General features: G+C 68.9%; 28 protein-coding genes and 1 riboswitch. Of the genes, 13 read left to right on the forward strand and 15 right to left on the reverse strand.

The annotated features are described in order from the left end of the window. Positions 1–12: 12 nt before the first annotated feature. Together gcvA and AC07RV_RS33710 are read right to left on the reverse strand one after the other, a co-directional pair. Complete coding sequence (gene gcvA, locus AC07RV_RS33705; protein WP_296779339.1) at positions 13–924, reverse strand: transcriptional regulator GcvA; 912 nt, start codon at positions 922–924, stop codon at positions 13–15. 5 nt (positions 925–929) lie between these two features. Further along, a complete protein-coding gene (locus AC07RV_RS33710) occupies positions 930–1895 on the reverse strand; it encodes an AraC family transcriptional regulator (RefSeq protein ID WP_296779342.1) in 966 nt (321 codons plus the stop codon). A 136-nt stretch (positions 1896–2031) separates the two neighbouring features. On the opposite strand from AC07RV_RS33710, the gene AC07RV_RS33715 reads away from it, so the two are divergent. Continuing rightward, the gene (locus tag AC07RV_RS33715; protein ID WP_296779344.1) at positions 2032–2874 is read left to right on the forward strand and encodes an oxidoreductase; all 843 of its coding nucleotides are present in this window, start codon (positions 2032–2034) and stop codon (positions 2872–2874) included. On the opposite strand, the gene AC07RV_RS33720 is transcribed toward AC07RV_RS33715, so the two are convergent. Next, the gene (locus AC07RV_RS33720) at positions 2865–3590 is read right to left on the reverse strand and encodes a FadR/GntR family transcriptional regulator (RefSeq protein ID WP_203207964.1); all 726 of its coding nucleotides are present in this window, start codon (positions 3588–3590) and stop codon (positions 2865–2867) included. The two genes, AC07RV_RS33715 and AC07RV_RS33720, sit on opposite strands and share 10 nt — an antisense overlap. A gap of 98 nt (positions 3591–3688) precedes the next feature. Between AC07RV_RS33720 and AC07RV_RS33725 the strand changes: the two genes are divergently transcribed. Together AC07RV_RS33725 and AC07RV_RS33730 are read left to right on the forward strand one after the other, a co-directional pair. Continuing rightward, entirely contained in the window at positions 3689–4375 is a 687-nt protein-coding gene (locus AC07RV_RS33725; protein WP_296779351.1) for an RraA family protein, read from the forward strand. A gap of 56 nt (positions 4376–4431) precedes the next feature. Beyond that, a complete protein-coding gene (locus tag AC07RV_RS33730) occupies positions 4432–5232 on the forward strand; it encodes a transporter substrate-binding domain-containing protein (RefSeq protein WP_093352892.1) in 801 nt (266 codons plus the stop codon). Between the two features lie 21 nt (positions 5233–5253). Here the strand turns inward: AC07RV_RS33730 and AC07RV_RS33735 are convergent, their stop codons facing one another. Then, positions 5254–5382, reverse strand: a complete 129-nt coding sequence (locus AC07RV_RS33735; protein WP_431513502.1) for a hypothetical protein — start codon at positions 5380–5382, stop codon at positions 5254–5256. Beyond that, on the reverse strand, positions 5360–6322 hold the full coding sequence (locus AC07RV_RS33740) for a hypothetical protein (protein WP_296779354.1): 963 nt from the start codon (positions 6320–6322) through the stop codon (positions 5360–5362). The genes AC07RV_RS33735 and AC07RV_RS33740 overlap by 23 nt, the downstream gene beginning before the upstream one ends. A gap of 169 nt (positions 6323–6491) precedes the next feature. Between AC07RV_RS33740 and AC07RV_RS33745 the strand changes: the two genes are divergently transcribed. After that, positions 6492–7121, forward strand: a complete 630-nt coding sequence (locus AC07RV_RS33745; RefSeq protein ID WP_366929000.1) for an ABC transporter ATP-binding protein — start codon at positions 6492–6494, stop codon at positions 7119–7121. Positions 7122–7233: 112 nt separating this feature from the next. Then, positions 7234–7500, forward strand: a complete 267-nt coding sequence (locus tag AC07RV_RS33750) for a hypothetical protein (protein ID WP_208508194.1) — start codon at positions 7234–7236, stop codon at positions 7498–7500. Positions 7501–7534: 34 nt separating this feature from the next. Here the strand turns inward: AC07RV_RS33750 and AC07RV_RS33755 are convergent, their stop codons facing one another. Then, on the reverse strand, positions 7535–8224 hold the full coding sequence (locus tag AC07RV_RS33755; protein WP_296779361.1) for a glycosyltransferase family 2 protein: 690 nt from the start codon (positions 8222–8224) through the stop codon (positions 7535–7537). A gap of 72 nt (positions 8225–8296) precedes the next feature. After that, a complete protein-coding gene (locus tag AC07RV_RS33760) occupies positions 8297–10720 on the reverse strand; it encodes a catalase (protein ID WP_296779364.1) in 2424 nt (807 codons plus the stop codon). Positions 10721–10909: 189 nt separating this feature from the next. On the opposite strand from AC07RV_RS33760, the gene AC07RV_RS33765 reads away from it, so the two are divergent. Genes AC07RV_RS33765 through AC07RV_RS33780 form a run of 4 tightly spaced genes read left to right on the forward strand, consistent with a single transcriptional unit; the run spans position 10910 to position 12533 of the window. After that, on the forward strand, positions 10910–11662 hold the full coding sequence (locus AC07RV_RS33765; RefSeq protein ID WP_296779367.1) for a Crp/Fnr family transcriptional regulator: 753 nt from the start codon (positions 10910–10912) through the stop codon (positions 11660–11662). Continuing rightward, positions 11655–11873: a hypothetical protein gene (locus AC07RV_RS33770; RefSeq protein ID WP_208508198.1), complete on the forward strand. Its 219-nt coding sequence runs from the start codon at positions 11655–11657 to the stop codon at positions 11871–11873. The genes AC07RV_RS33765 and AC07RV_RS33770 overlap by 8 nt, the downstream gene beginning before the upstream one ends. Positions 11874–11880: 7 nt before the next feature. Continuing rightward, positions 11881–12282: a hypothetical protein gene (locus AC07RV_RS33775; RefSeq protein ID WP_296779370.1), complete on the forward strand. Its 402-nt coding sequence runs from the start codon at positions 11881–11883 to the stop codon at positions 12280–12282. A 32-nt stretch (positions 12283–12314) separates the two neighbouring features. Beyond that, on the forward strand, positions 12315–12533 hold the full coding sequence (locus AC07RV_RS33780; protein ID WP_296779373.1) for a hypothetical protein: 219 nt from the start codon (positions 12315–12317) through the stop codon (positions 12531–12533). A gap of 28 nt (positions 12534–12561) precedes the next feature. Here the strand turns inward: AC07RV_RS33780 and AC07RV_RS33785 are convergent, their stop codons facing one another. After that, positions 12562–12891, reverse strand: coding sequence for a hypothetical protein (locus tag AC07RV_RS33785; RefSeq protein ID WP_296779376.1), 330 nt, complete (start codon positions 12889–12891; stop codon positions 12562–12564). A 306-nt stretch (positions 12892–13197) separates the two neighbouring features. Here AC07RV_RS33785 and AC07RV_RS33790 point away from each other — a divergent pair, with 306 nt between their 5' ends. After that, the gene (locus AC07RV_RS33790) at positions 13198–13434 is read left to right on the forward strand and encodes a hypothetical protein (protein ID WP_208508202.1); all 237 of its coding nucleotides are present in this window, start codon (positions 13198–13200) and stop codon (positions 13432–13434) included. Between the two features lie 140 nt (positions 13435–13574). Continuing rightward, a complete protein-coding gene (locus AC07RV_RS33795; protein WP_296779379.1) occupies positions 13575–13784 on the forward strand; it encodes a DUF3606 domain-containing protein in 210 nt (69 codons plus the stop codon). Positions 13785–13796: 12 nt separating this feature from the next. On the opposite strand, the gene AC07RV_RS33800 is transcribed toward AC07RV_RS33795, so the two are convergent. From AC07RV_RS33800 to AC07RV_RS33830, 7 genes are all read right to left on the reverse strand, one after another. Beyond that, a complete protein-coding gene (locus AC07RV_RS33800) occupies positions 13797–14630 on the reverse strand; it encodes an inositol monophosphatase family protein (RefSeq protein ID WP_296779383.1) in 834 nt (277 codons plus the stop codon). Positions 14631–14676: 46 nt separating this feature from the next. Beyond that, positions 14677–15705, reverse strand: coding sequence for an LLM class flavin-dependent oxidoreductase (locus AC07RV_RS33805; protein WP_296779385.1), 1029 nt, complete (start codon positions 15703–15705; stop codon positions 14677–14679). Next, positions 15702–16442: an ABC transporter ATP-binding protein gene (locus AC07RV_RS33810; RefSeq protein WP_296779387.1), complete on the reverse strand. Its 741-nt coding sequence runs from the start codon at positions 16440–16442 to the stop codon at positions 15702–15704. Before AC07RV_RS33810 ends, AC07RV_RS33805 begins: the two co-directional genes overlap by 4 nt. After that, a complete protein-coding gene (locus tag AC07RV_RS33815) occupies positions 16439–17440 on the reverse strand; it encodes a FecCD family ABC transporter permease (RefSeq protein WP_296779390.1) in 1002 nt (333 codons plus the stop codon). The genes AC07RV_RS33810 and AC07RV_RS33815 overlap by 4 nt, the downstream gene beginning before the upstream one ends. Next, positions 17437–18312: an ABC transporter substrate-binding protein gene (locus AC07RV_RS33820; RefSeq protein ID WP_296779393.1), complete on the reverse strand. Its 876-nt coding sequence runs from the start codon at positions 18310–18312 to the stop codon at positions 17437–17439. Before AC07RV_RS33820 ends, AC07RV_RS33815 begins: the two co-directional genes overlap by 4 nt. 38 nt (positions 18313–18350) lie before the next feature. Next, on the reverse strand, positions 18351–20435 hold the full coding sequence (locus AC07RV_RS33825; protein ID WP_296779395.1) for a TonB-dependent receptor: 2085 nt from the start codon (positions 20433–20435) through the stop codon (positions 18351–18353). Positions 20436–20621: 186 nt separating this feature from the next. Further along, a riboswitch (cobalamin riboswitch) is annotated at positions 20622–20878 on the reverse strand. Between the two features lie 74 nt (positions 20879–20952). Further along, positions 20953–23178 (reverse strand): ATP-binding protein, encoded by a 2226-nt coding sequence (locus AC07RV_RS33830; RefSeq protein ID WP_296779398.1) that lies wholly within the window; start codon positions 23176–23178, stop codon positions 20953–20955. A 317-nt stretch (positions 23179–23495) separates the two neighbouring features. On the opposite strand from AC07RV_RS33830, the gene AC07RV_RS33835 reads away from it, so the two are divergent. Further along, complete coding sequence (locus AC07RV_RS33835) at positions 23496–25082, forward strand: acyl-CoA carboxylase subunit beta (RefSeq protein WP_296779608.1); 1587 nt, start codon at positions 23496–23498, stop codon at positions 25080–25082. A 90-nt stretch (positions 25083–25172) separates the two neighbouring features. Further along, complete coding sequence (locus AC07RV_RS33840; protein ID WP_296779399.1) at positions 25173–26339, forward strand: acyl-CoA dehydrogenase family protein; 1167 nt, start codon at positions 25173–25175, stop codon at positions 26337–26339. Positions 26340–26346 lie beyond the last annotated feature (7 nt).

Raw genomic sequence — 26346 nt, forward strand, 5'->3', positions numbered from 1 at the left:
TTTGACTTTTTGTTAAAGCGCCGAGGGCATCGTGGTGCTCGACGCGGCGACCGCGTCCGCCAGCCAGCGCCGGAACGCCGCCAGCTCGACCGATTCCTCGCGTTCGCGGGGCGAGGCGAAGTAGTAGGTGTGGTCGCCGCGATCGAGCGCGAGCCCGAACGGCATCACCAGCCTTCCCTCGGCGAGGTCCTTCTCGACCAGCGCCTTCTGCGCCATGGCCACGCCATGCCCCTCGACCGCCGCCTGGTAGGACAGCAGCGAGGTCTCGTACTTCATGCCCTGGTAGGTGTTGACGCCGGGCGCGCCGGCCGCGCGCAGCCACAGCGCCCAGTCGTCGATGCGCGCGAGCGAGTGCAGCAGCGTTTCGGAGGCCAGCTCGCGCGGCTCCCGCGGAACGGTGGCGCCCGCGCGCGGCGCCATCACCGGCACGAGTTCGTTCGGCACCAGCTTCTGCACGATCAGCCGCGGCCAGTGGCCGTCGCCGAGTTCGATGCCGGCGTCGATGTCCTCCCGGCTGAAGTCCAGCGGCGCCGCCGATGCGGTCAGCTGGACGTCGATGCCCGGATGCAGCTGATGGAAGCCCGCGAGCCGCGGAATCAGCCAGCGCACCGCGAAGGTGGCTGGCGAGCGGATCCGCAGCACGCGCCGCCGGTAGCCGCCACCCATCGCGGCGTTGGTGGTCTCCCGCAAGGCCATGAAGAGGGGCGTGATCTCCGACAGGTATTTCGCGCCCGCGGGCGTCAGCGACAGGCCGCCATGCTCGCGGCGGAAGAGCTGGAAGTTCAGGAACTCCTCGAGCACGCGGATCTGCCGGCTGACGGCCGCCGGCGTCACGAACAGTTCCTCGGCCGCCTTCGAGATGCTCAGCAGGCGCCCCGCGGCCTCGAACATCTTCAGCGGGTTGAGCGGCGGAAGCGGTGTCATGGTCTTCAGTGCGCGGCCACGTACAGCGCATGCGGCGAGGGATCGGGCCGCGCGAACGCCTCGCGCATGCGCGCGGCCTCCTCGGCCGGGCCGCGGCCGAACATGCGCTTGAACTCGCGGCTGAACTGCGAGGGGCTTTCGTAGCCCACCTGCGCGCTGGCATGCGCGGCCGTGACCTGGTGCCGGGCCATGATCAGCCGGGCCTGGTGCAGGCGCGTGGTCTTCAGGTACTGGATCGGCGAGGTCGACGTGACGGCCTTGAAGTGCGAATGGAACGAGGTGGGGCTCATGCCCGCTTCGTCGGCGAGACCGTCGATGTCGAGCTTCTGGTCGAAGCGCGCATGGATGGTGCGGATGGCCTTCGCGATCTTGCCGAAGTGGCCCTGGCGCGTGAGCGAGGCCCGGATGGCGCTGCCCTGCTCGCCGGTGAGAACGCGGAAGTAGATCTCGCGAACCAGGTCGGGGCCGAGGATCGGCGCCTCGAGCGGCGAGTTCATCGCTTCGAGAAAGCGCAGCACGGCGCGGGCCAGGCGCTCGTCCATCGGGGTCGACATCAGGCCCTTGGGCGCCGCGCCTTCGGCCAACCCGTGCTCGTCGAGCTTCATCATCAGCTCCGCCGCGACCTGGAAGTCGAGGCGAAAGTAGATCGCCAGCAGTGGCTCCTGCGCCGATGCGTCCGTGTCCATCGAGAAGGGAACGGGCACCGACACGGCCAGGTAGTGCTGCGCGTCGTAGAGGTAGACCTCGTCGCCGAGAAAGCCGCGCTTGCGGCCCTGCAGCACGATGACGATGCCGGGCTCGTAGAGCACCGGCGCGCGGGCGAGCGGCCGGTCGGACCGGAGGATCCGGACATCGGGCAGCACGGTGAGGTTGTAGCCTTCGATCGGCGCCAGGGGCTGCACCAGATCGACCATCTGCCGCTGCACAGGGGAGACCTTCGGCGGTGCGTTGCGTGGACGAGCGTCATTCATGGGAGCCGCGAATCTGCCACAGCCGGGCCGCCGGGTCCACGGCTTCGTAGTTTTAGGCAAGCCATGTGTGCGACTCGGCATATCGCGACCGTGCTGCGATTTCTACGATCGGTGCCTGATCTTCAAGGAGCCGACCATGACCCAGACCTCATCCAAAACCTTCCTCATCACGGGCGTCAATTCGGGATTCGGAAAAGCCTTCGCGGCAGCCGCCCTCGCGCAGGGGCACACGGTGCTCGGTACCGTGAGGAATGAAGGCAACAAGGAAGCCTTCGAGCGCAGCGTGCCGGGCCGATCGCATGCCGTGGTGCTCGACGTCACCGATTTCGACGCGATCGAGCGTTCCGTTCCCCAGCTGCTCGCCGAGCACGGGCCCATCGACGTGCTGGTCAACAACGCGGGCTACGGGCACGAGGGCACGCTCGAGGAGTCCAGCCTGGCCGAGATGCAACGCCAGTTCGACGTGAACGTCTTCGGCGCGGTCGCGATGATCAAGGCCGTCCTGCCCTCGATGCGCACGCGCCGCCGCGGCCACATCGTCAACATCACCTCGATGGGCGGCTTCATCACCATGCCCGGCATCGCCTACTACTGCGGCAGCAAGTTCGCGCTCGAGGGCATCTCCGAGGTGCTCAGCAAGGAAGTCGCGGGCTTCGGCATCCATGTCACCGCGGTCGCGCCGGGCTCGTTCCGCACCGACTGGGCCGGGCGCTCGATGGTGCGATCGGAGCGCAGCATCGCGGACTACGACGCGCTCTTCGATCCGATCCGCGAGGCCAGGCAGGCCAAGAGCGGCGCGCAAACTGGCGATCCCGCGAAGGCGGCGCAGGCGTTGCTCGCGCTGGTCGAGGCGCCGAATCCGCCGGCGCACCTGCTGCTGGGCACCGACGCGCTGGAGCTCGTGCGCGCCAAGCTCGCGGCGATGTCCGATGAGATCGATGCCTGGGAAGCGGTGACGCGCTCGACCGATCACGCCTGAGGTTCGCGCAGCAGCGCATGCAGCGCCGCCGCCATGTGGGCCTGCATGGCGGCCGCGGCGCCGGCCACGTCGCCCTCGCAGATGCGGGCCACGAGTTCGGCGTGGCCGTCCTGCACCTGCTGCAGGCTCTTGCGGGTCTTGCGCCGTTCCATGCCCTGGCGCGACAGCGATTCCAGCGACGCGCGGATCGAGCCGATCATCTGCCACAGCAGGGGGTTGCCGCTGGCGCGCGCGATCTCGACGTGCAGTTCGGTGTCGAGCGCCGCGTAGGTGGCCGGGTCGCGCAGGCAGCCCTGCATGCGCGTCACCAGCGCCGTCATGCGCTCGATCTGGGCCGGCTGCCGGCGCGCGGCCGCGAGCGCCGCGGACTGGCCTTCCAGCGCCGCGCGCACGGCCATCAGGTCCTCGGTGGAGTTGTCGAGCACCTGCAGCGCGCGCGCGAAGTAGATCGACATCGCGGTGGCGTCGAGGTCGCGCCGGATGATCGGGCTCTTGCCGTTGGCGATGTCGACCACCCCCATGCCCTTGAGCGTGCGCAGCGCCTCGCGCACCACGGGCCGGCTCACGCCGAGGATCTCGGCCAGCCGGCCTTCGCCGGGCAGCGCGGCGCCGGGCGCCAGCCGCGAGCGCTCGATGTAGCCCAGCAGGCTCTGCACGGCCTGCTCCGACAGCGGCACGCGCTCGAGCTTGTCCAGGACGAAGGGGTGGGCGGTCATCGGCTACCTATCATATAGGGTGAGAGCTTGCGACCCGGGCGGGCGCCCCGTTCAATCGGGCCATTGATCGACTGGCTGACCGAACGAACGAGACAAGCATGTGGAAAGACGATGACGAGCTGTTCCAGCTCATGAAGACCAAGCTGTTCCCCGCCGTCGTGGGCGACATCCTCGACACCATGGGGCTGCTGCGGCAGTTCCTGCCGCCGGCCATCCGGCCGGTGGAGCGCTCGATGGTGATCGCAGGCCGCGCGATCCCGGTGCTCGAGACCAACTGCTTCGCGCGCACCGAGCCCGAGGGCAAGACGCCGCTGAGCCGCCAGCCCTTCGGGCTGCTGTTCCAGGCGCTCGACGACCTGAAGCCCCACGAGGTCTATGTCGCGACCGGCTGCGCGCCGCAGTTCGCGCTCTGGGGCGGGCTCATGACGACGCGCGCCCAGCACCTGAAGGCGGCGGGCGCGGTGCTCGACGGCTACTCGCGCGACACCAACGAGGTGCTGGAGCTCGGCCTGCCGGTCTTCTCGCTCGGCGGCTATTCGCAGGACCAGGGCCCGCGCGGCAAGGTCGTCGACTACCGCGTGCCGGTGGAGATCCAGGGCGTGCGCGTTCGTCCGGGCGACATCGTGTTCGGCGACCAGGACGGCGTGCTGATCGTGCCGAAGGAGGCCGAGGTCGAGGCCTTCCGCCGCGCGCTCGAGAAGGCCAGCACCGAGAACGCGGTGCGCACCGCCATCCGCAACGGGATGAGCACGGTCGAGGCCTTCGAGACCTTCGGCGTGATGTGACGAGCTCGCTTCGCCCTTCCCTCGTTCCCCGCCGACCCATTCACAAGGAGACTCAGATGTTCGATTCGATGTCGCGCCGGCAACTGCTGGCGGTCGCGGCCGGTGCCGCCATGGCCGGCCTGTCCGGTGCCGCCGTGGCGCAAAGCGCCGCGGAAATCCAGAAGAAGGGCCAGCTCACGATCGGGCTGCTCGTGGACTTTCCGCCCTACGGCACCACCAATGCGCAGAACCAGCCCGACGGCTACGACGCCGATGTCGCGCGGCTGCTGGCCAAGGACCTCGGCGTCAAGCTCAACCTCGTACCCGTCACCGGGCCGAACCGCATCCCGTTCCTGCTGACCAACAAGGTCGACCTGCTCGTGGCCTCGCTCGCGATCACGCCCGAGCGCGCCAAGCAGGTCGACTTCTCGGCGCCTTATGCGACCGCCACCGTGATCCTGTATGGCGCGAAGAAGGTCGACATCAAGAGCGCGGCCGACCTCAAGGGGCGGCGCATCGGCGTGGCGCGCGCGAGCGTGCAGGACGTGGCGCTGACCGCCATGGCGCCCGAGGGCACCGAGATCCGCCGCTTCGACGACGATGCCTCGGGCATGCAGGCGCTGATCTCGGGCCAGGTCGATGCGATCGGCTGCTCCACCACCGTGGCCGCGCAGATCGCCAAGCGCGTGCCGCCCGACACCTACGAGAAGAAGTTCACCGTGCGCGAGCAGGTCATGGCCATCGCCATGCGGCCCGGCCAGGCCGAGCTGAAGAAGACGCTCGACGAGTTCGTCGCGCGCAACCGCGCGAATGGCGAGCTCAACAAGCTGTACCAGAAGTGGCTGGGGACGGACTTTCCGGTGATTGCGGCGTCCTGACGCCCTCGCGGCGTCAGGTGTTCAATGGAAGAACAACGCGATGAGGATGATCACCGGGATCGGCACGCCGAGAAAAAGCAGCAGAAGTGAGCGCATGGGGATCTCCTGAAAGGTTTCGGGGGGCGAGTCAGAGATCGCGGCGGCGGCCACCGTAAGTCGCCGCGAAGCTCGCGACGAAGGCACCGATCAGCATCGAGACCACCAGCCACAGCGCCGTGTAGGCCGAGGCTTTGCGGGCTGCGTCGGCCGCTTGCTTGGTCTTGGCTTGAGCATCCCGCAGCGCGGCCTGTGCCTTCGCATAGACATCGTTCACGCGCTTTTCCGCGTCTTGCTGAGTCATGCCGGTGCGTTGCGCTACGACCTGGCCGACGTATCTCGTGTCTTCAGGAGGCAGCGCGCCGGTACCGATGCTGTTGACGAAGATCCGCGCGATCTCCGCATTCGAGGCCGTGCGATCCTGCGGGGCTGGCGGCGAGACGGCAAGCGTGCCGGCATCGCTCGCGGTGGTCGACGTCGCGCCGGCATCCTGACGGAACAGCGAGTCGACGAAGTAGCCGAGCGGACCGGTCGATGACCCGGACCCGGACTGCGACGTCGATGCCGCGACTCCCGCACTTCCCCCGGCAGCGGCAGCAGCGGTGGCCGCACCGCCCGCGACGGCACTTCCGGCCTGTACGCCAGCGCCAAGAATGGCGCCCACCGCGGAGCTCAGGAGCGCCGCGGTCAGCAGGGTGGCGACGGCCCAGGCGAGAAAGCCATGGGCCGTGTCGCGGAAGTACACCTCGTCTGTATGAACCCCCGCCCACTTCGTGCGCAGTCGCCCCGCCAGGTAGCCGCCCAGGCCGGAAGCGGCGAGCTGCGTGAAGCTGAGCCAGAGGATGGTCGCGATGCCAATGGCGCTTGCACTCGCGCCTTCACGGGCCCAGGGGCTGACGGACGACATGCCCAGGCCGGTGCCGAGCAGCAGCAGAACCAGCGACAGCGAAGCCGCACCCGCCGCGCCGGCGATGATGGCGCCCCACGATACGCCGCTCTGGCTGACGGACCCTTCAATCGTATGGACCGGTGAATCGACGCCGTAGGGGGACATGGCTGCTCCTTGTTGTAGACCTTGCACTCTCGACGTCGGCACGACCCTCGGGGTCGGCTTTCAGCGCGAGCGAAAGTAGGTAGCAATCCCGTGGCCGTCATCCAGGGGGCCGTTCCCGGAGGCGCAGCGAGCCGGACCGGTTTTGCGTTAGGGTCGGCGCATGAATCCAATGGCAACCGCGCCCGTCCTCGTCGTCAAGAACTTGAGCTTCGCCTACCCGGGTCGCCCCGCGCTCCTGTCCACCTGGAGCGCCAGCATCGGCGCCGGCCTGACCCAGCTCTACGGTGGCGACGGGAGCGGAAAGTCGACGATCCTCCGGCTGCTTGCAGGGAGCCTTCGCGGCGAAGGCCGACTGGAGCTCGCTGGAGCGCGCCTGGACCAGGAGCCCGAGGCCTATGGCCGGAACGTGTTTTTCGTCGACCCGGAGACCGACGCCTTCAACGACATCCCGGCGACGCAGTGCACCGCGTCGTTGAGTGCCGGCGATCCAGGCTTCGATGAAGCGAAGTGGCGCGCCCTCGTGGAGGGCTTCTCCCTGACGCCGCACCTTGAGAAGCCGATGTACATGCTCTCCACCGGATCGAAGCGAAAGGTCTGGCTGGCGGCCGCGCTCGCGTCGGGACGCGCGCTCACCTTGCTCGACGAACCGACCGCGGCGCTCGATGCCAACTCGATCCGCTTCCTGTGGCGCACGCTCGCCGACGGCGCTGGCCGGCCCGACCGCGCGATCGTGATCGCGAGCGCCGAACGCATCGAAACCGTGCCGCTGTCGGGCTTGATCGAGCTACCGTCTTCCTAAGGCAACGCGCGGTGCTCGTCGCAGCCCGAACGCCGATCACGCGACTGGCAACCCCACGTTTGGGGGATGCGACGAAGAACATGGTGTCCCGGGCTTTTGCGAAAATCCGCGCATGCTTCTTCCTCCTCCGAGCGGTACGGACCGCGTGCAGGGCCTCGCGGCGCGGCTTGGCTGCACAGTGGCCGAACACTGCGAACCCTATGGACAATTCAAACCCGCCGTGCTGGGCAGCCTCTCGGGGCTCGCGTTGACGCTCAAGGAGTTCGGCGGGCGCTGGGACAGGGTCGAGCGTGTCTACGTATTCGCCAACTGGCCGATGCTCGAGGCGGCGCTCGAGTACTGCGTGAGGCACAAGGACGAAGCGCGCGCGTCCGCTTGAACGGCACGCTTCCGTCCGTGGGAGGCGGTGGCCGTCAGGCGACCGCCGGCTTGCCCAGGAACTGGGAGGCCACCACGTTCAGCAGCGCATCGGCGAAGCCTCCCGGTGCACGCGCCACCTTTCTCGCGCTCGTGCAAACGCGTGGCCGCGCGCTCCAGCAGATCCTCGCGCCGGTGCGCTCCAGCTCGGTCACCAGGGCGACGTCCTCGCTGCAGGCCAGCTCCTGGAAGCCTCCGGCACGCAGATAGGCGTGCGCGGCCACGCCGAGGTTCGCGCCGTGCACATGACGATGCCCATCGACATCGAGGTAGCTCGTGGCGAAGTGCCGCGACAGAAAGAGGGCGTTCTCGCCATGGGGCGTCCAGTCGGTCACCTCGACCGTGCCGCACACTGCCTCGGCGTCGAGCGCGAGCTGCTGCGACAGCCAGTCCTCGGCGACCAGGGTGTCGGCATCGGTGAAGGCCAGCCAGCGCGCGCCGAGCGCGAGCAGCGCGCTGGCACCGGTGGCCCGGGCCAAACCGACGTTGCGCGCGTCGACGTCCAGCACGCGCGCGCCCGACCGCGCGGCGATCGAAGCCGTCGCGTCGCTGCAGCGGTCCGCCACCACGACGATCTCCACGCGTTCGCCGCCAAGGGCGGGGTCGCGGGCGCAGGCCCTTGCCCGCGCGAGGCAAGGCCCGATCAACATCTCTTCGTTGTGCGCGGGAATGACGATTCCGATCATGGTCCTGCTTCAGAAGGCCTCGGTGGAGGCGACAAGGAACTGGCGCAACCATCGCTGCGCGACAGGCGCGCATCAGTTCTTCGGCGGATCGTTCTCGCGCTCGAAATGGCGCAGCGGCATGGCGGCGATGAAGGCCGCGATCGCCGCATCCGCATCGGTGGCGTCCGCGAGGACCAGTCCGGCATCCGCCGAGCCATCGGGCAGCGCCAGCGGGATCTGAGCCTCGGCCAGCAGGGCTTCCGAGGCACCGAAGGCCAGGATCGTCTTGCAGTGCCAGTACTGCGCGCGCAGGAACTCCAGCGTGTGGGCATCGGCGTCCAGGGATTCCACCGCGGCGGCGCCATCGGGCAGGACGAGCGCGTCGAACAGGAAGCCCGGCGAGTTCTCCATCGTGGCGTCCGCTTCGAAGCTCTCGCCCGCGGCACCGCTGTAGGTTCCGAGCCTTGCGGCAACGAGGCGCGGCACGGCACCGGCCTCGACCAGTGCGCTGATTAGCTTCGCGAGCGACGTTCCTTCCACGCCATGCGCGATCAGGATCGCCACCTTGCGCGTGCGGATGCCGCCATCGCCCGGTCGCGCCAGCAGTGACAGCGGCGGCGACACCTCGACCTCGGGCTGGGCCGGGTTCTCGAGTGCCTTGGGCAGAGGCGCGGGCAGTGCCATGCCCAGGTCCTGCGCGAGCCGCGCCGCCAGTTCGGGCGATGCATTCGCGAGGCTCGCGACCACGCGCTCGCGGATCGCGGGCACCGTCACCTTGGACAACTCGAAGCGGAACGCGTTGCCGATGTGGGCTTTCTCGACGTCCGACTGGCTCTCGAAGAACAACCGTGCCTGGGTGTAGTGGTCGGCGAACTTCTCGGGCTTGATGCGCACCTTGTCGGCGCTCTCCTTCGCATCCAGGCGCTTGGCGATGCTGGTGAAGCCCTGCGCGGCGCCGGCCTGGAACGGGCAGCCGCCCGCCAGCGAGTTCGGCTCGTAGGCGACACGGCCGCGGTGGATGGCCTGCCGGTGCATGCCGTCGCGCTGGTTGTTGTGCACCTGCGCGATCGGCGCGTTGATCGGCAGTTCGTGGAAGTTCGGTCCGCCCAGGCGGCTGATCTGCGTGTCCACATAGGAGTGGATCCGGCCCGCCAGGAGGGGGTCGTTGGTGAAGTCCAGGCCGGGCACGATGTGCGCGGTGCAGAAGGCCACCTGCTCCGTCTCGGCGAAGAAGTTGTCGGGGTTGCGGTTGAGCACCATGCGCCCGACGATCTGCACCGGCACCAGCTCCTCGGGGATCAGCTTGGTGGCGTCGAGGATGTCGAAGCTGAACTGCTCGGCCTGTTCCTCGGTGAAGATCTGCAGGCCCAGTTCCCACTCCGGGTAGTCGCCGGCCTCGATCGCCTCCCACAGGTCGCGGCGATGAAAGTCCGGGTCGGCGCCCGAGATCTTCACGGCCTCCTCCCACACCAGCGAGTGGGTGCCGAGCTTGGGTTGCCAGTGGAACTTGACGAGGAAGGACTCGCCCGCGTCGTTGACGAGCCGGAAGGTATGGACCCCGAAGCCCTGCATCATCCGGTAGCTGCGCGGGATCGCGCGGTCCGACATCTGCCACATCAGCATGTGGGTCGACTCGGGCATCAGCGAGACGAAGTCCCAGAAGGTGTCGTGCGCGCTCGCTGCCTGCGGCATCTGGTGATGCGGCTCGGGCTTCACGGCATGGACGAGGTCGGGGAACTTGATCGCATCCTGGATGAAGAACACCGGCATGTTGTTGCCGACCAGGTCCCAGTTGCCTTCGTCGGTGTAGAACTTGACGGCGAAGCCGCGCACGTCGCGTGCCGTGTCCTTGGAACCGCGTTCGCCCGCGACGGTCGAGAAGCGCACGAACACCGGCGTGATCTTTCCCGCCTCCTTGAACGGCGCAGCTTTGGTGTACTTCGTCAGCGGCTCGTAGGCTTCGAAGAAGCCATGCGCGCCCGAGCCACGCGCATGGACGATGCGCTCGGGAATGCGCTCGTGGTCGAAGTGCGTGAGCTTCTCGCGCAGGATGAAGTCCTCGAGCAGCGCCGGCCCGCGCGCGCCTGCCTTCAGGGAGTTCTGGTTGTCGGCGATCGGCACGCCCTGGTTGGTGGTGAGCGCCTGGCCCGAGGCGTCCACCCTCACGCGGTCCAGCGAATCGATGGTCGCATTCACGCCCTCGAGCGCCGCACTGCCCGTCTTGGCCGAGGCATTCGCCTCCGAGAGCGTGCTCCCCGTGGGCAAGCGCGATGCCGGGGTGGCGGTCGCGCCCACGGGCGCGGACTGTGCATTCGCCAGGCCATGCTCGAGCGCCTTGTTCGGATTGGCGAGCATGGCGGCGGCGAGCGCCTGCGCGTCGATCATCTTCTGCGCGGGAAGGTCGTCCTTCCCAGCGGCTGTGGGCGCCGGTGCAGCGGGACCGCTGTCCGTGTTGCGTGCTGCCGCGCGCGCCGCATCGAGGTTGGCAACGGAAGGGGTGGCTTTTTTCTTGGACATGGGGAGGGGCCTCGCTTGGAGATGGGTCGTGGAAGGAGCGCGACTCTGAGGACCGGCGCCGACCCCGTGCGTAGGACAAAAACCTCTTTGATCCGAATTTGCCGCGTCGCGTTTTCGCGGGCTCAAACTTGATGCAGGTTAATGCGACGTGCCGCGATGCGGTGCACCATCCGACATGAGGACTCTTCCATGCTGACCGAGAACGTACTTCGCAACCGTGCTGCAGAAATCTCCAACGCCGAACGCGACCTCCTGGAAGGCGCGATCTCCCACACGCAGACCTACCCGGCCGGCAGCCTGGTCGTTCGCCAGGGGGTGCCGGTCGACATCAGCACGCTGCTGGTGAAGGGGCTCATGACGCGCCACGTCGATGCGCCGGATGGCCGCCGCCACCCGGTGGCGCTGCATGTGCCCGGCGATTTCGTCGATCTGCATGCCTATGCCCTGAAGAAGCTCGACCACGATGTCGCCGCGTTGACGGACATCACCGTCGCGGTCTTTCGCCACGCCTCGCTCGAAGAGATCCAGGCTTCGCAGCCCGGTCTCGCGCGGCGGCTGTGGTTTCTCACGCTGCTGGACGCGGCGATGCACCGGCAATGGATCTACAGGCTGGCAAGCCTCAACGCGGCGCAGCGCGTGTCGCACTTCCTCTGCGAGACCCATGCCCGCCTGCTGGCGATCGGCGCGTCCGAGGGCCACGCCTTCACGTTGCCCATGACGCAGGCCGATATCGGCGAGGTCTGCAGCCTCACGAATGTCCACGTCAATCGCGTGCTGCGCGAACTGCGCGAAGCCGGCCTGTGCAATGTCCGCGGCGCGAACGTGCAGATTCTCGACCTGACGGGCCTGGTCGAAAGAGCCCGGTTCGATCCGCAGTACCTCTACCTCAACCCTGAGACCGCGGCACGCGCGGTCGGCCAGACCGGGAGTCCCCATGAGTGATCGCCGCACGATTCCCGGACCGCGCGAAGACGCCGGCCACGCCACCGCCGAGGATGGCGTGGTGATCCTGGATGGCCCCGATGGGGTGGCCGTGACGATGACGGCGGATGCTGCCGCCTTGACGGCGGAGCGTCTGCACGCGGCTGCGCTGCAGGCGCGAGAGCAGATGGCCGCCGCGAAGCCTGGAGTCGAAGGTCAGCCGCGTGCGTAGAAAGGCATTGAACGAGCGCGAGTTGCGCGTGCTGGCGAGCATGAAGCTGCTTTCATATTTCAGGCAGCAGCAACTGCCCGCCGAATGCACGTCGAGGGAGGACATCGAGCGGCTGCTCGGCCTCCATGCCGCCAATCTCGTCAGGGCCAGCTTCGATGCCCCGGTGCGGGAACGTTCGGGCGATGTCTACATCCCGCGCGCGGTCGTGTCGGAAGTGACGGCGGAAGGGCATTCGGCATTGGCGCGCGCTCGGCGGCAGCAGCCCGAGCATTTCGACGACATGCCGGCACGCCAGCCGCGCGCGAGACGCGCTTCAAAGACGGCCAACGAGGGTGCCGAGAAGGGGATGGAAACCGTCCGGGCGCCTGGCGAGGTCTTGGTGCTACCCCGAGATTCTTCCAATTCCTGATCTATCCTTCGCGACCGCCGGAGGACTGCAACATGCCCATGGATTTTCTTCGCCGTATCAAGGACTCCCAGTTTCCGCTCGCGCTGCACGACGAGGCCGACATCCGCAACGCGATCGTGCTCGAGGCCGCAGGGCTGATCGAGGCACAGCTTCCTTCCCCGGACGTGCCGCTGACACACGGCACCTCGATCATCTTCCGCATCACGCCCGAAGGCCGGGCTGCGATTTCGAAGGCCGAGCGATCGCAGTGAGGATGGGGCTGGGTCCGGCCGCGCAAAGCTACCAGTTGCGCAGCGAAGCTTCCGGCTGGCTCGCGGACCAGTGCTTGGCCGAGCCGATCTGTCGCGGCCCTTCGCGCACATCGCTCGCCAGTTCCATCAGAGCGGCCATGCCGTCGGTCAAGGCATGGTTCCAATGCCTGCAAGGCCGCTGGCTCCTCAGCAATTCGCGCCAGGTGGACGGATCGGCGCCTTGCTCCAGGAGCACCCAGAAATAGCGGCCGGGGTCGGGTTCGACCACATGGACGGAAATGCGCCGCAGCGGGCTCGCGGGCGCGTCGTCGGTTGGCGGTGGACTCTGGTGTTCTGTGCCGTGGGCAGCATCGGCCATGCGTGTGTCTCGGGTCATCGGGTTGAATGAATGGAGCCGCGAACACTCCTACCTCGCAGCACTTTCTCGCGTAGGCGCTCCGCGCTTCGCGCGGCAGGGCGCGGCGCACAGCCCATTCCCTGGCTGAATGTCCTACGCCCGCGTGGGTGAAGCTCGGGCGCCTGGGACCCCGCCTGTCCTCTAGCTTGATGAAGCGACGGATCTCGAACCATCCCGATGCACGCAGGTCCGTCCTTTCGCATGCTGCTGGCGGCCGTGGTGGCACCCCGTTCATTCGCCCGCGGGCGACAGCCTGGAGACTTTCGAATGACGAACGAACATGCTTTTGTGTACGGCGGCCATGCCTTCCGGCTGGTACTCGAGCCGGATTCGCGTGGGCCCTGCAAGGTCGCGGTGGATTGGATGGCGCAGCCGGACCAGCCAACGCGCTTGCCGCAGGACGCCGATCCCTATGCGACCGCCGAAGAAGCGTTGCGGCATGGCCAACAGCAAGCCATGCGGTGGGTTCACGACCGAACAGGCGACGGGCAGGGACGGGCTTAAAGGATCCGGGCTTCTCGTTTCCACGCGCGCGCAGCACTCACGCCGTCAGAGGCGAACCGGTGGTCCGCCGCCGGCTTCGACATCGCTTCCGCACTCGCCCCTCGCGAGTGCCTTTCATCCACCCCTTCACAGGAGACACCATGGCATCCACCCATCACCCATCCCAGAGCATCGATACGAAGAGCGCTGCGGACATCAAGGAACTCGCCCGCAAGCTCGACGCCACCCACGAGCAGGTCGAGGAAGCCATTCGCGCCGTCGGTTCGAACGCCTCGGACATCGAACTTCATCTGAAGGGGTCGCGCAGCACCACCAATGCCGAGCGCGTCGACGAGGCGAAGAGGAGTTGACCCTGGCGCAGCTCAGCCCAACAGGGCCGCACGCACCGCGTCGTAGCTCGCGCGATCGGCGGTGCAGATCAGCCCGCCGGTCCGGTGCGCAGGCCGGTACGCCGAGCCGTCGTGATGCGCCGCGTAGCCGCCCGCTTCGCGATGCAACAGCCAACCCGCGGCATGGTCCCAGGGCATGAGCTTGTTGTAGAACAGGGCGTCGATGTCGCCCGCGGCCGCGAGCCGGTACTCGTGCGCGGCGCAGCGGAACCAGTTGGTCATGCCCAGGCGCGACAACCGCGCATTGACTTCGCTGCGAAGCGGCTCGGGCAGGAAGTTCGTGCCGACGATGGCTTCCATTTTGTCGACGGGCACGGCGGGCGCGACCTGCAGCTGGTGCTTCGTGCCCGTGGCCGATTCGATCCACGCGCCCTCGCCGCGGATCGCGAAGGCCGTGTCGGCGCGCACCGGATCGTGGATCGCCGCGGCGACCACCTCGCCGCGCACGGTCACGGACGCCATCGTGCCGAACAGCGGCAGGCCGTTCGCGAAGTTCTTGGTGCCATCGAGCGGGTCGACGATGAAGGCCAGCTCGGCGTCGTCGATGGCGTCGAGCAGCGCGGGGTCGCGCGTGCAGGCCTCCTCGCCGATCAGCACGGCCTCGGGGTGGCGCGCGCGCAAGGCCGTGAGCACTGCGGCCTCGCAGGCCTCGTCGGCGTCGGTCACGATGTCGAAGGACGAGGTCTTGCGCCGGCGGTCGACGGTGTGGAGCGTCTGGAAGCGCGGCATGATCTCTTCGCGCGCGGCAGTGGCGAGAAGCGATCCCAGGAACGCGAGGTCGTCGGAAGTGAAAGGCGAGGCAGGCATGCGAGGTACCAGGGGAGTGGGCCCGCAGAAGGATAAGGCGGTTCCTTCAGCCCCGCTTGAGCACCGGCAACACCTCTTGCGCGAACAGACGCATCCCGCGCATCGCCACCGAGGGGTCGAGCACCCCGTTGCCATTGAAGACGCAGCGCAGTTGCCGAATGCCGGTGCGTGCGGTGAGGGCCTGTATCTGTTCCAGACAGGAAGCCGGATCGCCGACGATCGCCTGCGTGCGCAGCACCTCGGCAGGATCGCGCATCGCCAAGGTGCCCGGGGCTTGCCCGCGCAGGATCGCGAAATGCTCGCGCCGCCGGTGGAGCAGGGGCAGCAACTCGTCGAACTGCCGACGCGCCTCGGCCGGGGTCGCGCCGATACAGACGTAGCGCGACAGCGAGGAACGCGCGAGGAACGAGGCCCGTCGCGGTGCCACCGTTTCACCGTCGAGCGCAGCGAAAGCCGCCTCCACATGCGCGAGCTGCGCCTGCTCCGGTGGCTCCAGGCTCAACAGCAGCGGCAGGTCCTCGCTGACGGCAAAGCGCATCGTCTCCTCGGTCGAGCCCGCGATGTACAGCGGCGGTGCCGAGGTCGTGAGATGGCGGATCTGCTGCGCCTCGAAGCGCCAGGGGCCGTCGCTCGACGACACGCTCTCGCCGCGCAAGGCCGCGACCACGAGGCGGCAGCCGTGCGCGAAGCGCTCGCGCGTCTGCTGCGGGTCGATCTCGAGCGCGCGCAGGGTCGATGCATCGGTGCCGCGCCCCAGGCCCGCATCGAAGCGGCCATCGCTCTGCAGCCCGAGCTGCGCGATCTCCTCGGTCAGCAGCAGCGGATGGTGCAGCGGCACCACCAGCGCGGAGATGCCGATGCGCAGCCGTTCGGTGCGCGCGAGCAGCGCGGCCGCCAGCAGCAGGGGCGAGGGATAGGGGCCGCCTTCGGCCAGCAGGCGGAATTCGTGGAACCACGCACCGTCGAAGCCCAACCGCTCGGCCTCCTCGAAGAACGCGAAGAACTCGCGCGACGGGCCGAGCGTGGCCTCGCGCGACCAGCCGGCCAGGTCGATGCGCAGCGCGGGTGCCGTCATGGCGCGGGGGCGGCCGTGAAGAAGCGCAGGCCGCCGCTCGAGAAGGCGGCGATGCCCGGGCCATAGGCCTGCGCCAGGCGTTCGTCGCTCAGCACCTCGGTGGGCGTTCCGGTCGCCACCAGCCGGCCCTGGCCGAGCAGCGCGAGCTGGTCGCACCAGGTGCTCGCCACATGCAGGTCGTGCAGCACCACGAGCACGGCGCGCGTGCGGGCGCTGTCGCGCAGCAGGGCCATCAGGCGGTGGTGGTGCGGAATGTCGAGGTGGGCCGCGGGCTCGTCGGCCACCAGCAGGCGTGGGTCGTGCGCGAGTGCACGCGCCACGCCGACGCGGGCGCGTTCGCCGCCCGACAGCGAGGCATGGCGGCGGTCGATCAGCGCATCGAGCTCGAAGCGTGCGACCAGCGCGGGATCGGGTGCGCGGCCCGGGCGCTGCAGCTGCAGCATCTCGCGCACGGTCAGGTCCCAATGGCTCTCGCCGTGCTGCGCGACATAACCGATGTGGCGCGCGAGCTCGGCCGGTTTCCATCGGTCGAGCGCGCGCCCGAGCAGCGCAATGCGGCCCTCGCGCGGGCGCACCAGCCCGAGCGCGGCGCGCAGCAGCGTGGTCTTGCCCGAGCCGTTGGGGCCGACGATGCCGAACAGGCCGCGTTCGGGGATCGCGAGGTCGATGCCATCGAGCAGGGTGCGGCCCGAGGCCCGCACCCGCAGGCCTTCGAGGCGCAGGGCGTCGGCCGTCATCCGCGCCTCCACAGCAGCAGCGCGAGGAAGAAGGGGCCGCCGATCAGTGCCGTCAGCAGGCCCGCGGGGATCTCGCTCGGGGCCATGGCCGAGCGCGCCAGCGCATCCACCAGCACCATGAGACCGCCGCCCGCGATGGCGCAGGGAATGGTGAGGCGCGCATGCAGCGGGCCGATCCACCAGCGCATTACGTGCGGCACGATCAGGCCCACGAAGCCGATCAGGCCGCCCCAGCTCACGGCCAGCGCGGTCGCGAGCGAGGCCACGAGCACGGCACGCGCCGAGAAGGAGGCGGCGCGCACGCCCATCGCATGGGCCGAGTCCTCGCCCAGCCCGAGCGCGTCGAGGCCGCGGCCCAGCGCGCGAACCAGCAGCACCAGCACCAGCAGCACGGGTGCGAGCACGGCGATCTCGGCGCTCGTGGGCGTCTGCACGCCACCGAGCTGCCACGAGATGATGGCGCGCAGGTTGGTCGACTCGTCGCCGAACACGATCACGATGAGGCTGCGCAGGGCGGCCAGGATCGCGGCCAGGCCGACGCCCGCGAGCAGCAGGCGGTTGCTCTGCCAGCCACCGCCGAGCCTGCCGGCCAGCAGCACCAGCCAGCTCGCGCCCCAGGCGCCCGCGAAAGCCAGCACCGGCAGGCTCAGCGCGGTGGGCACCAGCGCCGGCAGCAGCAGCGAGACCGCGGCGCCCACGGCTGCGCCGCTGGCGCTGCCGAGCAGGTAGGGTTCGGCCAGCGGGTTGCGGAACACGCCCTGGAACACCAGGCCCGCCAACGACAGGCAGGCGCCGACGAAGAAGGCCCCGGCCACGCGCGGCGCGCGCCACACGCGCACCAGTTCGGCCTGCAAGGTGTCGGTGCCCCACCACTGCGTGGGCCAGACCGTGGCGGCGCCCACGCTCAGCGCGAGCACCACGGCCGCGGCCAGCAGCAGGAGCAACACGAGCCACACCGTGGCCATCGAAGCACGTCGGCCGTCGGTCGCGTGCCTCATGCGAAGCGCTCCGGATGCAGCGCGCGTGCGTACTGCTCGACGGCCTCGATCTGGCGCGGACCGGGAATCAGCTTGTGGCCGCGCTCGAGCACGACCACGCGCTTCGTGCGCACGGCGCGCAGCGTGTGCCAGCCGGGGCGCTGGCCGATCAGCGCCGGATCGCGCGGCACCTGCTGCAGCGAGACGATCACGTCGGGGTCGCGCGCGAAGATCGCTTCGGCACTGACCTGGGCCGCGCCCTGGAGGTCGGCGAACACGTTGCGTCCGCCGGCCCAGCCGAGCGCGTCGTTGGCATAGTGGCCCGTGCCCACGGTCTGGAAGGCGCCGCGCGCGGCGGCGGCGGTCTCGAAATAGACGCTGCGGCGCGGCGCGCCCTCGAGCCGGCGTTCGATCGCGGCCAGCCGCGCCTGCATGTCCTCGCGCACCCGGCGGGCCTGTTCGTCGGCACCCGTCGCGCGTCCGAGCAGGTCGATGTTGCGGAACACCGAGGGCAGGTCGGGATGCGCGAGCACCACGCAGGGCAGCTTCGCGCGGTCGAAGGCATCGACCAGCGACAGCGCCGAATGGTGCGAGGGCGTGACCACGAGCAGGTCGGGCCGGAAGGCGGCCACCGCCTCGGCCGAGTAGCCGAGCGCGCCGCCGATGCTGGGCTTGGCACGCGCGTCCTCGGGCCAGCGCACGCGCCCGCCGATGGCCACCACGCGGTCGGCCAGGCCCAGGGCCCAGGCCAGCTCGACGTTGCTCGGGAACACCACGACGATGCGTTGCGGCGCGCGCGGCACGACCACGCGCCGGCCCAGCGCATCGACGAGTTCGCGCGGGAAGCCGCCCGACGGCGCCTCCTCGGCGCCCGCGGGCAGAACGGCCGTCATGCACACCATGCCGAGGATTGCGTCGCGCCGGTTCACGCTCAGAAGGTGTAGCGCGCGCGGACGAACACCGTCCTCGGTGCGCCGGCGTTGCCGGCTTCCTGCGCCGACAGGTCGTCGGCGATGTAGTACTTGTTCGTCAGGTTGTTCACCCCGGCCTGCAGTGTGAGCGAAGGATTGACGCGATAGGCCACGGCTACGTTGAGCAGCAGGTAGCCTGGCAGCTTCTGCGGATTGACCGCATTGTCGCGGAGGTAGCGGCTGCCCACGTAGCTGGCCGTGCCGGTCACGGCCCAGGCGCCGTGCGCATAGGTCAGGCCCGCGCCCGCGATGTTGTGGGCCGACATGCGCACGCGGTAGCCGCCGAAGTTGGTGCTGCGCGCGCCGGTGTCGGTGTAAGTCTGGAAGTCCTTGAGCCGCGCGTCCTGCCAGGTGTAGTGCAGGTAGCCGTTCCAGCGCGGCGAGAGCTGGAACTGCAACTGGGTTTCGATGCCCTTGGTGCGCGAGGTCGCGTTGCTGAAGACGAAGGAGTCGGGGCCGTTGCGGTAGGCGCGCTGGCCGTCGATCTTCTCGGCCTCGAACAGGCTGAGCTGGTAGCTCCAGCGGTCGTCCGCCGCGCGGCCCTTCAGGCCCACTTCCTTGCTGCGCGTGATCTCGGGCCGCAGGATGTCGGGCACCACCACGCCCCCGCGCGTGTTGAGCGCCACGGCCTGCGGCCGGAAGCCTTCGCTCCAGTTCGCGAACACGGCGTGCGAGGAGGCATCGCCCTGCAGGAACAGCCAGTCCACGCCGGCGCGCGGGCTGGTGTGGCTGCCTTCCTGCGCCGAGATCACCTGCGTGCCCGTGCGGGCCAGGGTCTGCTCGAAGCGGTCGTGGCGCACGCCCAGCGTGAAGCCGACCGGGCCGTACTCAAAGCGGTCCTGCAGATAGACGCTGCGCACCTCCTGGTCGAAGCGCGAGGAGGTGATGCTGCCGCGCACGCCGCGCGGATCGTTGCGCACGTTGCTCACGGGGATGTCGTAGAACGGCCCGCGGTAGGTGGGCGCGTTGCTGAAGCTCGGCGAGTCGAGGCCCTGCCAGCCGCGTTCGAGGTTGAAGCCGGCCTGGAACTCGTTGCTCCAGCCCTTGCCCGCCATCAGGTGCGTGGCCGCGAGCTCGTGATACACGCCGCGGTCGGCGGTGTAGCTCTCGGAATAGCCCTTGCTCACGGCCGCAGGCGGCGGAACGATGGTGATGCCGCCGGCGAAGAAGCGGTTGTAGCGCGCGAAGCTGCTCAAGTGGTTGATCGACCAGCCGGCGCCGAGCTCGAAGCGGTTCTTCCATGAGAACGACTGGTAGTCGCCCGTGACGTAGGAGTCGGGAATGCCGTAGTTGTTGCGCGACGTGATGCCGAAGATCGGCTTGCCGTTGACCAGCGGCACGATCGAGCCGCGGTCGCCGCGCACGCGCGTGTCGTAGAGCTGGAAGCCGGTGGTCCAGTTGCGCGTGACGGCGAAGTCGCCGCCGACCAGCAGGGCCGACTGCGCGCGGCCGGCATCGCGCTGGAAGCCGTTGTAGTCGCTGTTGGCCACGCCGATGTAGAGGTTGCCGCGCTCGAAGTCCCAGCGGTAGCGCAGGCTGCCGTCGAGGCGGCCGTAGCTGCCGACGGTGGCCGTGAGGCTGCCGCCCGCGCGCTCGGGCTTCATGAAGAACTGCGCCACGCCGCCGATCGCGTTCTTGCCGTAGAGCGCCGAGGCCGGGCCCTTGATGAACTCGAGCCGGTCCACCAGGTCGGGCGCGATCAGCGTGATGTCGGCATTGCCCTGCAGCAGGCGCAGCGGCACGCCGTCCATCAGCACCAGCACGTCCTGCGTGTCGCGCAGGCCGCGGGTCTCGAAGCGCGAGTAGTAGTTGCCCTGCGTGCCGTACTGCAGGCCCGGCACGCTGCGCAGCGTGTCCTCGAGCGTGACGGCGCCCACTGCGTCGAGCTGCGCGCGTTCGACCGAATAGGTGGCGAAGGGCAGCCGCAGCGTGTCGGCCTCCTGGCGCGTGGCGGTGGAGATGGTCTTGCGGTCGCTGACGGTGGTGGGCGGCAGCGAGCCGGCGCCCTCGGCGTCCTGCGCCGAAGCGACCGAGGCGAGTAGCATGACGCCGGATCCGATGAGGGCTTGGTGGGGTCTGACGCGACCGCGCCTGGAGATGTTGCGCACGTGGGCTTCCTTCGGGCCCGCGCTCCCGCGGGCCATGAGAACAAACCGGGCGCCGATGGATGCTGCAAGCGACCGGGTCCGCGCCCACGCGTGACCGGCCCGGCTTGCCTGCACTCCCGCAGCGACCGAACGAGGCGAAGGCCGGTATCCGGGCTTGCGGAGCGCCGCGAGGCATCGAGCGATGCTTCGCGGCCGCGATCCTCGCCTTCCCATGCCGAGGCACAGTGGCCGCCGGTGCCCGCGAAGGCATCGACCGTGAGGACCGCGAATCCGCCGACCGTTGCGGGGGCAGCGCAGGAATGGGGCCCCGTGGAGCTCGTCACCTGCTTCCCGTTTAACGCCGGTCACGGGACCGGCGCACCTTCGCGCACGCCGGCTTGGGTGATGCTTTCGTTTGCATCGGCCGGCGGGGCGGATTATAGGAGCGGGTCTTGCGCCGTCTGGCGCGAAAAGCTCAGGGTGTGGGCGTGTGTGGCAGCCGCACCGTGAACACCACGTAGCCGTCGTCGTGCGCATAGCCGATGCTGCCGCGGTGCGAGCGCACGATGGCCTGCGCGATGTGCAGCCCCAGGCCCAGTCCGCCCTTGTTGCGCTCGTTGGGCACGCTGCGCTGCTTGAAGGCGCTGAACAAATCGGGCACCAGCGCGGCGTCGATCGGCGGCGCGCGGTTGGCCACGCTGAACACCACGTGCGCGTCGACCTGCTCGAGCCGGACGCGCACCGCCTCGCCGGGCAGGCCGTGGTGGCGCGCATTGCTCACGAGGTTGCCGATCAACTGCGCCATGCGGTCGGGGTCGGCCAGCACGGGCAGCGATCTGGGTGCGTCCAGCTCGAGCTGCGAGCCCGGGTAGGCAGTGCGCGACTCGTCGACTGCGTCTTCCAGCAGCCGCGCCAGGTCGATCTGGACCGGCACCATCTGCAGGCCCATGCCGCTTTGCAGGCGCGAGGCGTCGAGCACCTGGCCGATCAGCCGCGCCATGCGGCTGCTCGAGGTCTGGATGCGCTGGCCCAGCCGCGCGCCGGCGTTGCTGCCGTCGGGCAGGCTGCGTTCGAGCAGCTTGGCGGCCATCGTGATCGACTGCAGCGGGTCGCGCAGGTCGTGGCCGAGCACGGCCAGCAGCTCGGTGCGGGCCTTGTAGGTGTCGGCCAGCCGCGCCGCGCTGGCGCGGATCAGCTCGTCGCGCAGCTGGCGCGCGAAGTCGAGATCGTTGACGCCCCAGGGCACGCTGGTGTCGCGCACGGTCTGCTTCCAGACGTCGAAGGAGCCGCGCGGCGTGAGCCGCGGCCCGAGCGGGCCGCTCACGTAGTGCTTCTCGGGCTTGCCGCCCCAGTTGATGGTCTCGACCTGTTCCTTGCGCGCGAGCACCAGCCAGCCGTTGTCGATCGCGTCGAAGCGCAGCGCGAGAAAGCCGCACCACACGCCGCCCAGCGAACGCAGGTTCTCAGGCAGTTGCTCGCGCTCGTGCAGCGCCACGATCTCGTCGCCGTTCTTCGACGCGGTGAGCCACTGCATCAGCGCCGCCGCGGCCTCGCGCGGCGTATCGCCTTCCACGTGCAGCCGCGACTGCTCGGCGATCACCGCCGCCTGCGCGTCGAAGGCATCGGCCAGCGGGCGCGCCAGGCCGATCAGAGCGCTGAAGGTGTCCTCGGCATGCAGCACGGCCTCGATCAGCGAGCCGCGCAACTGCGCCGCGCTCGAGGCTCGGCCCGCCTGCTCGCGCGCCAGCAGGCTCTGCACGTTCGAGGCCAGCACCTGCGCGAGCACGTCGCAGGCCATGCGGATGGCGTAGGGCACCTGGTGGGCGCTGCGATGGTGGCAGGCCAGCATGCCCCAGAGCTGGCCGTTGATGACGATCGAGATGCTCATCGACGCGCCCACGCCCATGTTGCGCAGGTACTCGATGTGGATCGGCGACACGCTGCGCAGCGTGCACTGGCTCATGTCCAGCGGCGGCAGCTGCGGATCGGCCACGTCGAGCCCGACCGGCGCGGACTGCACGTCGGCGATCAGGCGCAGGGTGTTGATCACGTAGAGCCGGCGCGCCTGGGCCGGGATGTCGCTGGCCGGATAGCGGCGGCCCACGAAGGGCTCGAGCGCCTCGTGGCGGCGCTCGGCCACCACCTCGCCGCTGTCGTCGTGGCGGAAGCGGTAGGCCATCACGCGGTCGAAGCCCGTGAGTTGCCGCACGGCTTCCACCGAGAGATTGAGCAGGCCGTCGATCGAGCCCTGGCGCTTGAGCCGGTCCATCGCGCGGTGCGCCTTGAGCGCGAAGTCCGAGACCGCGTCCGCCGTGGCGTCGCGGGCTTCGAATTCGGCCACCAGCTCGTAGCCGACGCGGTGCAGGATCAGGTCGAAGCGGCGCTCGCCGAGTCTGACCTCGAAGTTGATCGGCGAGCCCTCGCCGGTATCGACCGCGACGCCGTTGGCCTCGTGCAGTGCCTCGTGCACCAGCGCGTCGCCCATGAAGTGGCTGGCCGACAGGCGTTCGCCCAGGGCGGGTGCCGTGTCGCCCAACAGCGCACGGGCATTGGCGCTGACGCGCGTCAGCGTGAGGGTCGAGGCATCGAACGCGAACAGTGCGCCATGGTGCTGCACCAGGCCCGGGATGTGGATGGGCTCGCTGTCGCAGTTCGCCAGGGTGACGGGCTGCGTCGGTGTGGGATGGGGCGGCCGTTCCAAGTGGCGGTGAGCGCTTCGCGCGTTGTGTGAGGGTGAGAAAGTCACGGGTCGCGCCGGGTGCGCGAAGGTGGAACAGGGCATTCTGCCTGACCTGCCGACGGGGCTTCGGCAGGCGGGCGCACAGGGGCCAAACATAAGCTTCTCTTATCGAATCCCGGGCAAGTTCTAACTGGAAATGTCCTGGCAAGGCGCCCATCATCGAGTTCCAGAGAGACATGACTTGCCGCCTCGACGCGAGCGATGCGCCCAGCGCTTCACAGGACAAGATGAACCCAGCGAACAACGACCAAGAGACGAGCCCGCGCACTTCGGCTGCGATGCCGACGGCCGGCGAGCGCAACCGCGAGCACATGCTCGCGATGTTGAACCAGGTGCGGGCGCTCGAACAGCGGGCGGTCGACAAATCCGCGAGATCGGCCGAGGCGTTTCACGCGCGAGGCAAGCTGCTGCCCAGGGAGCGGCTGGCCCACCTGCTGGACGCGGACCGTCCTTTTTTCGAGCTGATGACGCTGTGCGGCTACTGCGGGATCGAGGACCCGGACCCGGCCACCAGCGTGCCGGGGGCCGCCCTCATCGTCGGCATCGGTCACATCGAAGGCGTGCGTTGCATGGTGGCGGTGAACGACGCGGGCATCAGCGCTGGCGCGATGCAGGCGCTGACGGGCCAGAAGCTGATACGGGCGCAGGAGATCGCCCTCGCCCAGAAGCTGCCCTTCGTGCAACTGGTGGAGAGCGCAGGCGGCAACCTGCGCAAGTACCGGGTCGAGCGCTTCGTGGTCGGGGGCGGCATGTTCTACAACCTGGCGCGGCTGTCGGCGGCCGGCGTTCCCGTGGTGTCGCTGATCCACGGTTCCTCCGCCGCCGGCGGTGCCTATCTGCCCGGCCTGTCCGATCACGTGATCATGGTGCGCGGACAGGCCCATGCCTATCTCGCCGGTCCGTCGCTGTTGCGGGCGGCCACCGGCGAGGAAGCCAGCGACGAGGAGCTCGGCGGCGCCGACATGCATGCCGGCGTGTCCGGCCTCGCGGACCATGTGGCCGACAACGACCTGGACGGCATCGCGCGTCTTCGCGACGTGGTCGACACGATCGGCTGGCGCGACGCGCCCGAGAGCCGGCGCTGGGACGAGCCGCTGGACGCCGCCGAAGACCTTTTGGGCCTCATGCCAGCCGACACCCGCACCCCGATCGACATGCGCAGCGTGATCGCGCGCATCGTCGACGGCTCCCGGTTCAAGGAATTCAAGGCGATGTACGGCGCACACACTGTTTGCGGCCACGCCCATATCGAGGGGCACCCGGTCGGCATCCTGACGAACAACGGGCCGCTCGACTGCGACGGTTCCACCAAGGCGGCCCAGTTCATCCAGCTTTGCGTGCAGCTGGGCCGGCCCCTGGTCTTCCTGCAGAACATCACGGGCTTCATGGTCGGCCGCGATCATGAGCAGGCGGGGATGATCAAGCACGGAGCGAAGCTGATCCAGGCGCTGTCCAATGCGACGGTGCCTCGTCTGACGGTGCTGTGCGGCTCGTCCTTTGGCGCGGGCAACTACGGCATGTGCGGGCGCGCTTTCCGTCCCGACTTTCTCTTTTCGTGGCCGACCGCACGCACCGCGGTCATGGGCGGCGAGCAGGCGGCGATGACGATGCGCCTGGTCGCCGAGAACGCCGCCCGCCGCCATGGCCGCGCCATCGACGAACAGGCCCTGGAGGCGGAAAGCCGGGACATCGTCGCGACCTTCGATCGCCAGTCGAGCGCGATCCATACCAGCAGCCTGCTGCTTGACGACGGAATCATCGATCCGCGGCACACGCGCTCCTGGCTGGGCATGGCCTTGGCCACGTCCGCGCAGGCGAGGCAGCGCGCGGTGCAACCGATGCAGTTCGGCGTCGCCCGCCTCTGACCCCCTTCGGCGTCGACTGCGGGCAGGGCCTCGAGGCCCGGGCCCGGCGGCTCGCCGCCCCCAAGGCTTTTAACTCAAGGAGACACCTTCATGATGACCCCCGAACACGTGGCGCTGCAGGACAGCGTGAAGAAGCTGATCGAGCGCGAGATCGAGCCCTTTGTCGATCAATGGGAGGCCGACGAGATCTTCCCGGCGCACGAGGTGTTCAAGAAGCTCGGCACCGCGGGCTATCTGGGCGTGAACAAGCCGACGGAATTCGGCGGCATGGGGCTCGACTACTCCTACGAGATCGCCTTCTGCGAGGCGATCGGTGGCATCAGCTCAGGCGGCGTGGGCATGGCCATCGCCGTTCAGACTGACATGGCCACGCCGGCGCTGGCGCGCTTCGGTTCCGACGAGTTGCGCGAGACCTTCCTGAAGCCCACTGTCGCGGGTGACTTCGTCGTGTGCCTGGGGGTGTCGGAAGCGGGCGCAGGCTCGGACGTGGCCTCTCTCAAGACCACCGCACGCAAGGACGGCGACGACTATGTCATCAACGGCTCGAAGATGTGGATCACGAGCGGCCTGCAGGCCGACTGGATGTGCCTGCTGGCCAACACCAGCGACGGCGACGTCCATCGCAACAAGTCGCTGATCTGTCTGCCGTTGCGGGAGAACGGCAAATTGCGCCCCGGCATCACGATGAACAAGATCAAGAAGGTCGGCATGTGGTCGTCCGACACGGCCCAGGTGTTCTTCGACGAGGTCCGGGTGCCGCAGCGCTATCGCATCGGGGAGGAGGGCAAGGGCTTCACCTACCAGATGCGGCAGTTCCAGGAGGAGCGCCTGAGCGGCGCGACCCGCCGCGTGACGGCGCTGACCCACGCGATCAGCGAGACCATCGAGTACACGCGCGAACGCAAGGCCTTCGGGCGCTCGATCCTCGACAACCAGGTGGTGCATTTCCGGCTGGCCGAGCTCAAGACGGAGGTCGAGATGCTGCGTTCGCTGATCTATCGCGCCGCGCAGGTGCACATGTCGGGTGGCGACATGACTGAGCTGGCCTCGATGGCGAAGCTGAAGGCTGGCCGGCTGTGCCGCGAGGTGACCGATTCCTGCCTGCAGTACTGGGGCGGCATGGGATTCACCTGGGAGAACCGCGTGTCGCGCGCCTGGCGTGACCTGCGGCTGATCTCCATCGGCGGTGGCGCGGACGAAATCATGCTGACGATCATTTGCAAGCACATGGGCATCCTGCCGATGCGGCCGGCCTGATCCGCGG

The sequence above is a fragment of the Variovorax sp. GW821-FHT09B01 genome (assembly GCF_059418345.1).

Coding starts and splice junctions, on each gene's coding strand:
- gcvA (WP_296779339.1), bottom strand. CDS start 924: ATGACACCGCTTCCGCCGCTCAACCCGCTGAAGATGTTCGAGGCCGCG.
- AC07RV_RS33710 (WP_296779342.1), bottom strand. CDS start 1,895: ATGAATGACGCTCGTCCACGCAACGCACCGCCGAAGGTCTCCCCTGTG.
- AC07RV_RS33715 (WP_296779344.1), top strand. CDS start 2,032: ATGACCCAGACCTCATCCAAAACCTTCCTCATCACGGGCGTCAATTCG.
- AC07RV_RS33720 (WP_203207964.1), bottom strand. CDS start 3,590: ATGACCGCCCACCCCTTCGTCCTGGACAAGCTCGAGCGCGTGCCGCTG.
- AC07RV_RS33725 (WP_296779351.1), top strand. CDS start 3,689: ATGTGGAAAGACGATGACGAGCTGTTCCAGCTCATGAAGACCAAGCTG.
- AC07RV_RS33730 (WP_093352892.1), top strand. CDS start 4,432: ATGTTCGATTCGATGTCGCGCCGGCAACTGCTGGCGGTCGCGGCCGGT.
- AC07RV_RS33740 (WP_296779354.1), bottom strand. CDS start 6,322: ATGTCCCCCTACGGCGTCGATTCACCGGTCCATACGATTGAAGGGTCC.
- AC07RV_RS33745 (WP_366929000.1), top strand. CDS start 6,492: ATGGCAACCGCGCCCGTCCTCGTCGTCAAGAACTTGAGCTTCGCCTAC.
- AC07RV_RS33750 (WP_208508194.1), top strand. CDS start 7,234: ATGCTTCTTCCTCCTCCGAGCGGTACGGACCGCGTGCAGGGCCTCGCG.
- AC07RV_RS33755 (WP_296779361.1), bottom strand. CDS start 8,224: ATGATCGGAATCGTCATTCCCGCGCACAACGAAGAGATGTTGATCGGG.
- AC07RV_RS33760 (WP_296779364.1), bottom strand. CDS start 10,720: ATGTCCAAGAAAAAAGCCACCCCTTCCGTTGCCAACCTCGATGCGGCG.
- AC07RV_RS33765 (WP_296779367.1), top strand. CDS start 10,910: ATGCTGACCGAGAACGTACTTCGCAACCGTGCTGCAGAAATCTCCAAC.
- AC07RV_RS33770 (WP_208508198.1), top strand. CDS start 11,655: ATGAGTGATCGCCGCACGATTCCCGGACCGCGCGAAGACGCCGGCCAC.
- AC07RV_RS33780 (WP_296779373.1), top strand. CDS start 12,315: ATGCCCATGGATTTTCTTCGCCGTATCAAGGACTCCCAGTTTCCGCTC.
- AC07RV_RS33785 (WP_296779376.1), bottom strand. CDS start 12,891: ATGGCCGATGCTGCCCACGGCACAGAACACCAGAGTCCACCGCCAACC.
- AC07RV_RS33790 (WP_208508202.1), top strand. CDS start 13,198: ATGACGAACGAACATGCTTTTGTGTACGGCGGCCATGCCTTCCGGCTG.
- AC07RV_RS33795 (WP_296779379.1), top strand. CDS start 13,575: ATGGCATCCACCCATCACCCATCCCAGAGCATCGATACGAAGAGCGCT.
- AC07RV_RS33800 (WP_296779383.1), bottom strand. CDS start 14,630: ATGCCTGCCTCGCCTTTCACTTCCGACGACCTCGCGTTCCTGGGATCG.
- AC07RV_RS33805 (WP_296779385.1), bottom strand. CDS start 15,705: ATGACGGCACCCGCGCTGCGCATCGACCTGGCCGGCTGGTCGCGCGAG.
- AC07RV_RS33810 (WP_296779387.1), bottom strand. CDS start 16,442: ATGACGGCCGACGCCCTGCGCCTCGAAGGCCTGCGGGTGCGGGCCTCG.
- AC07RV_RS33815 (WP_296779390.1), bottom strand. CDS start 17,440: ATGAGGCACGCGACCGACGGCCGACGTGCTTCGATGGCCACGGTGTGG.
- AC07RV_RS33820 (WP_296779393.1), bottom strand. CDS start 18,312: ATGACGGCCGTTCTGCCCGCGGGCGCCGAGGAGGCGCCGTCGGGCGGC.
- AC07RV_RS33825 (WP_296779395.1), bottom strand. CDS start 20,435: ATGCTACTCGCCTCGGTCGCTTCGGCGCAGGACGCCGAGGGCGCCGGC.
- AC07RV_RS33835 (WP_296779608.1), top strand. CDS start 23,496: ATGCCGACGGCCGGCGAGCGCAACCGCGAGCACATGCTCGCGATGTTG.
- AC07RV_RS33840 (WP_296779399.1), top strand. CDS start 25,173: ATGATGACCCCCGAACACGTGGCGCTGCAGGACAGCGTGAAGAAGCTG.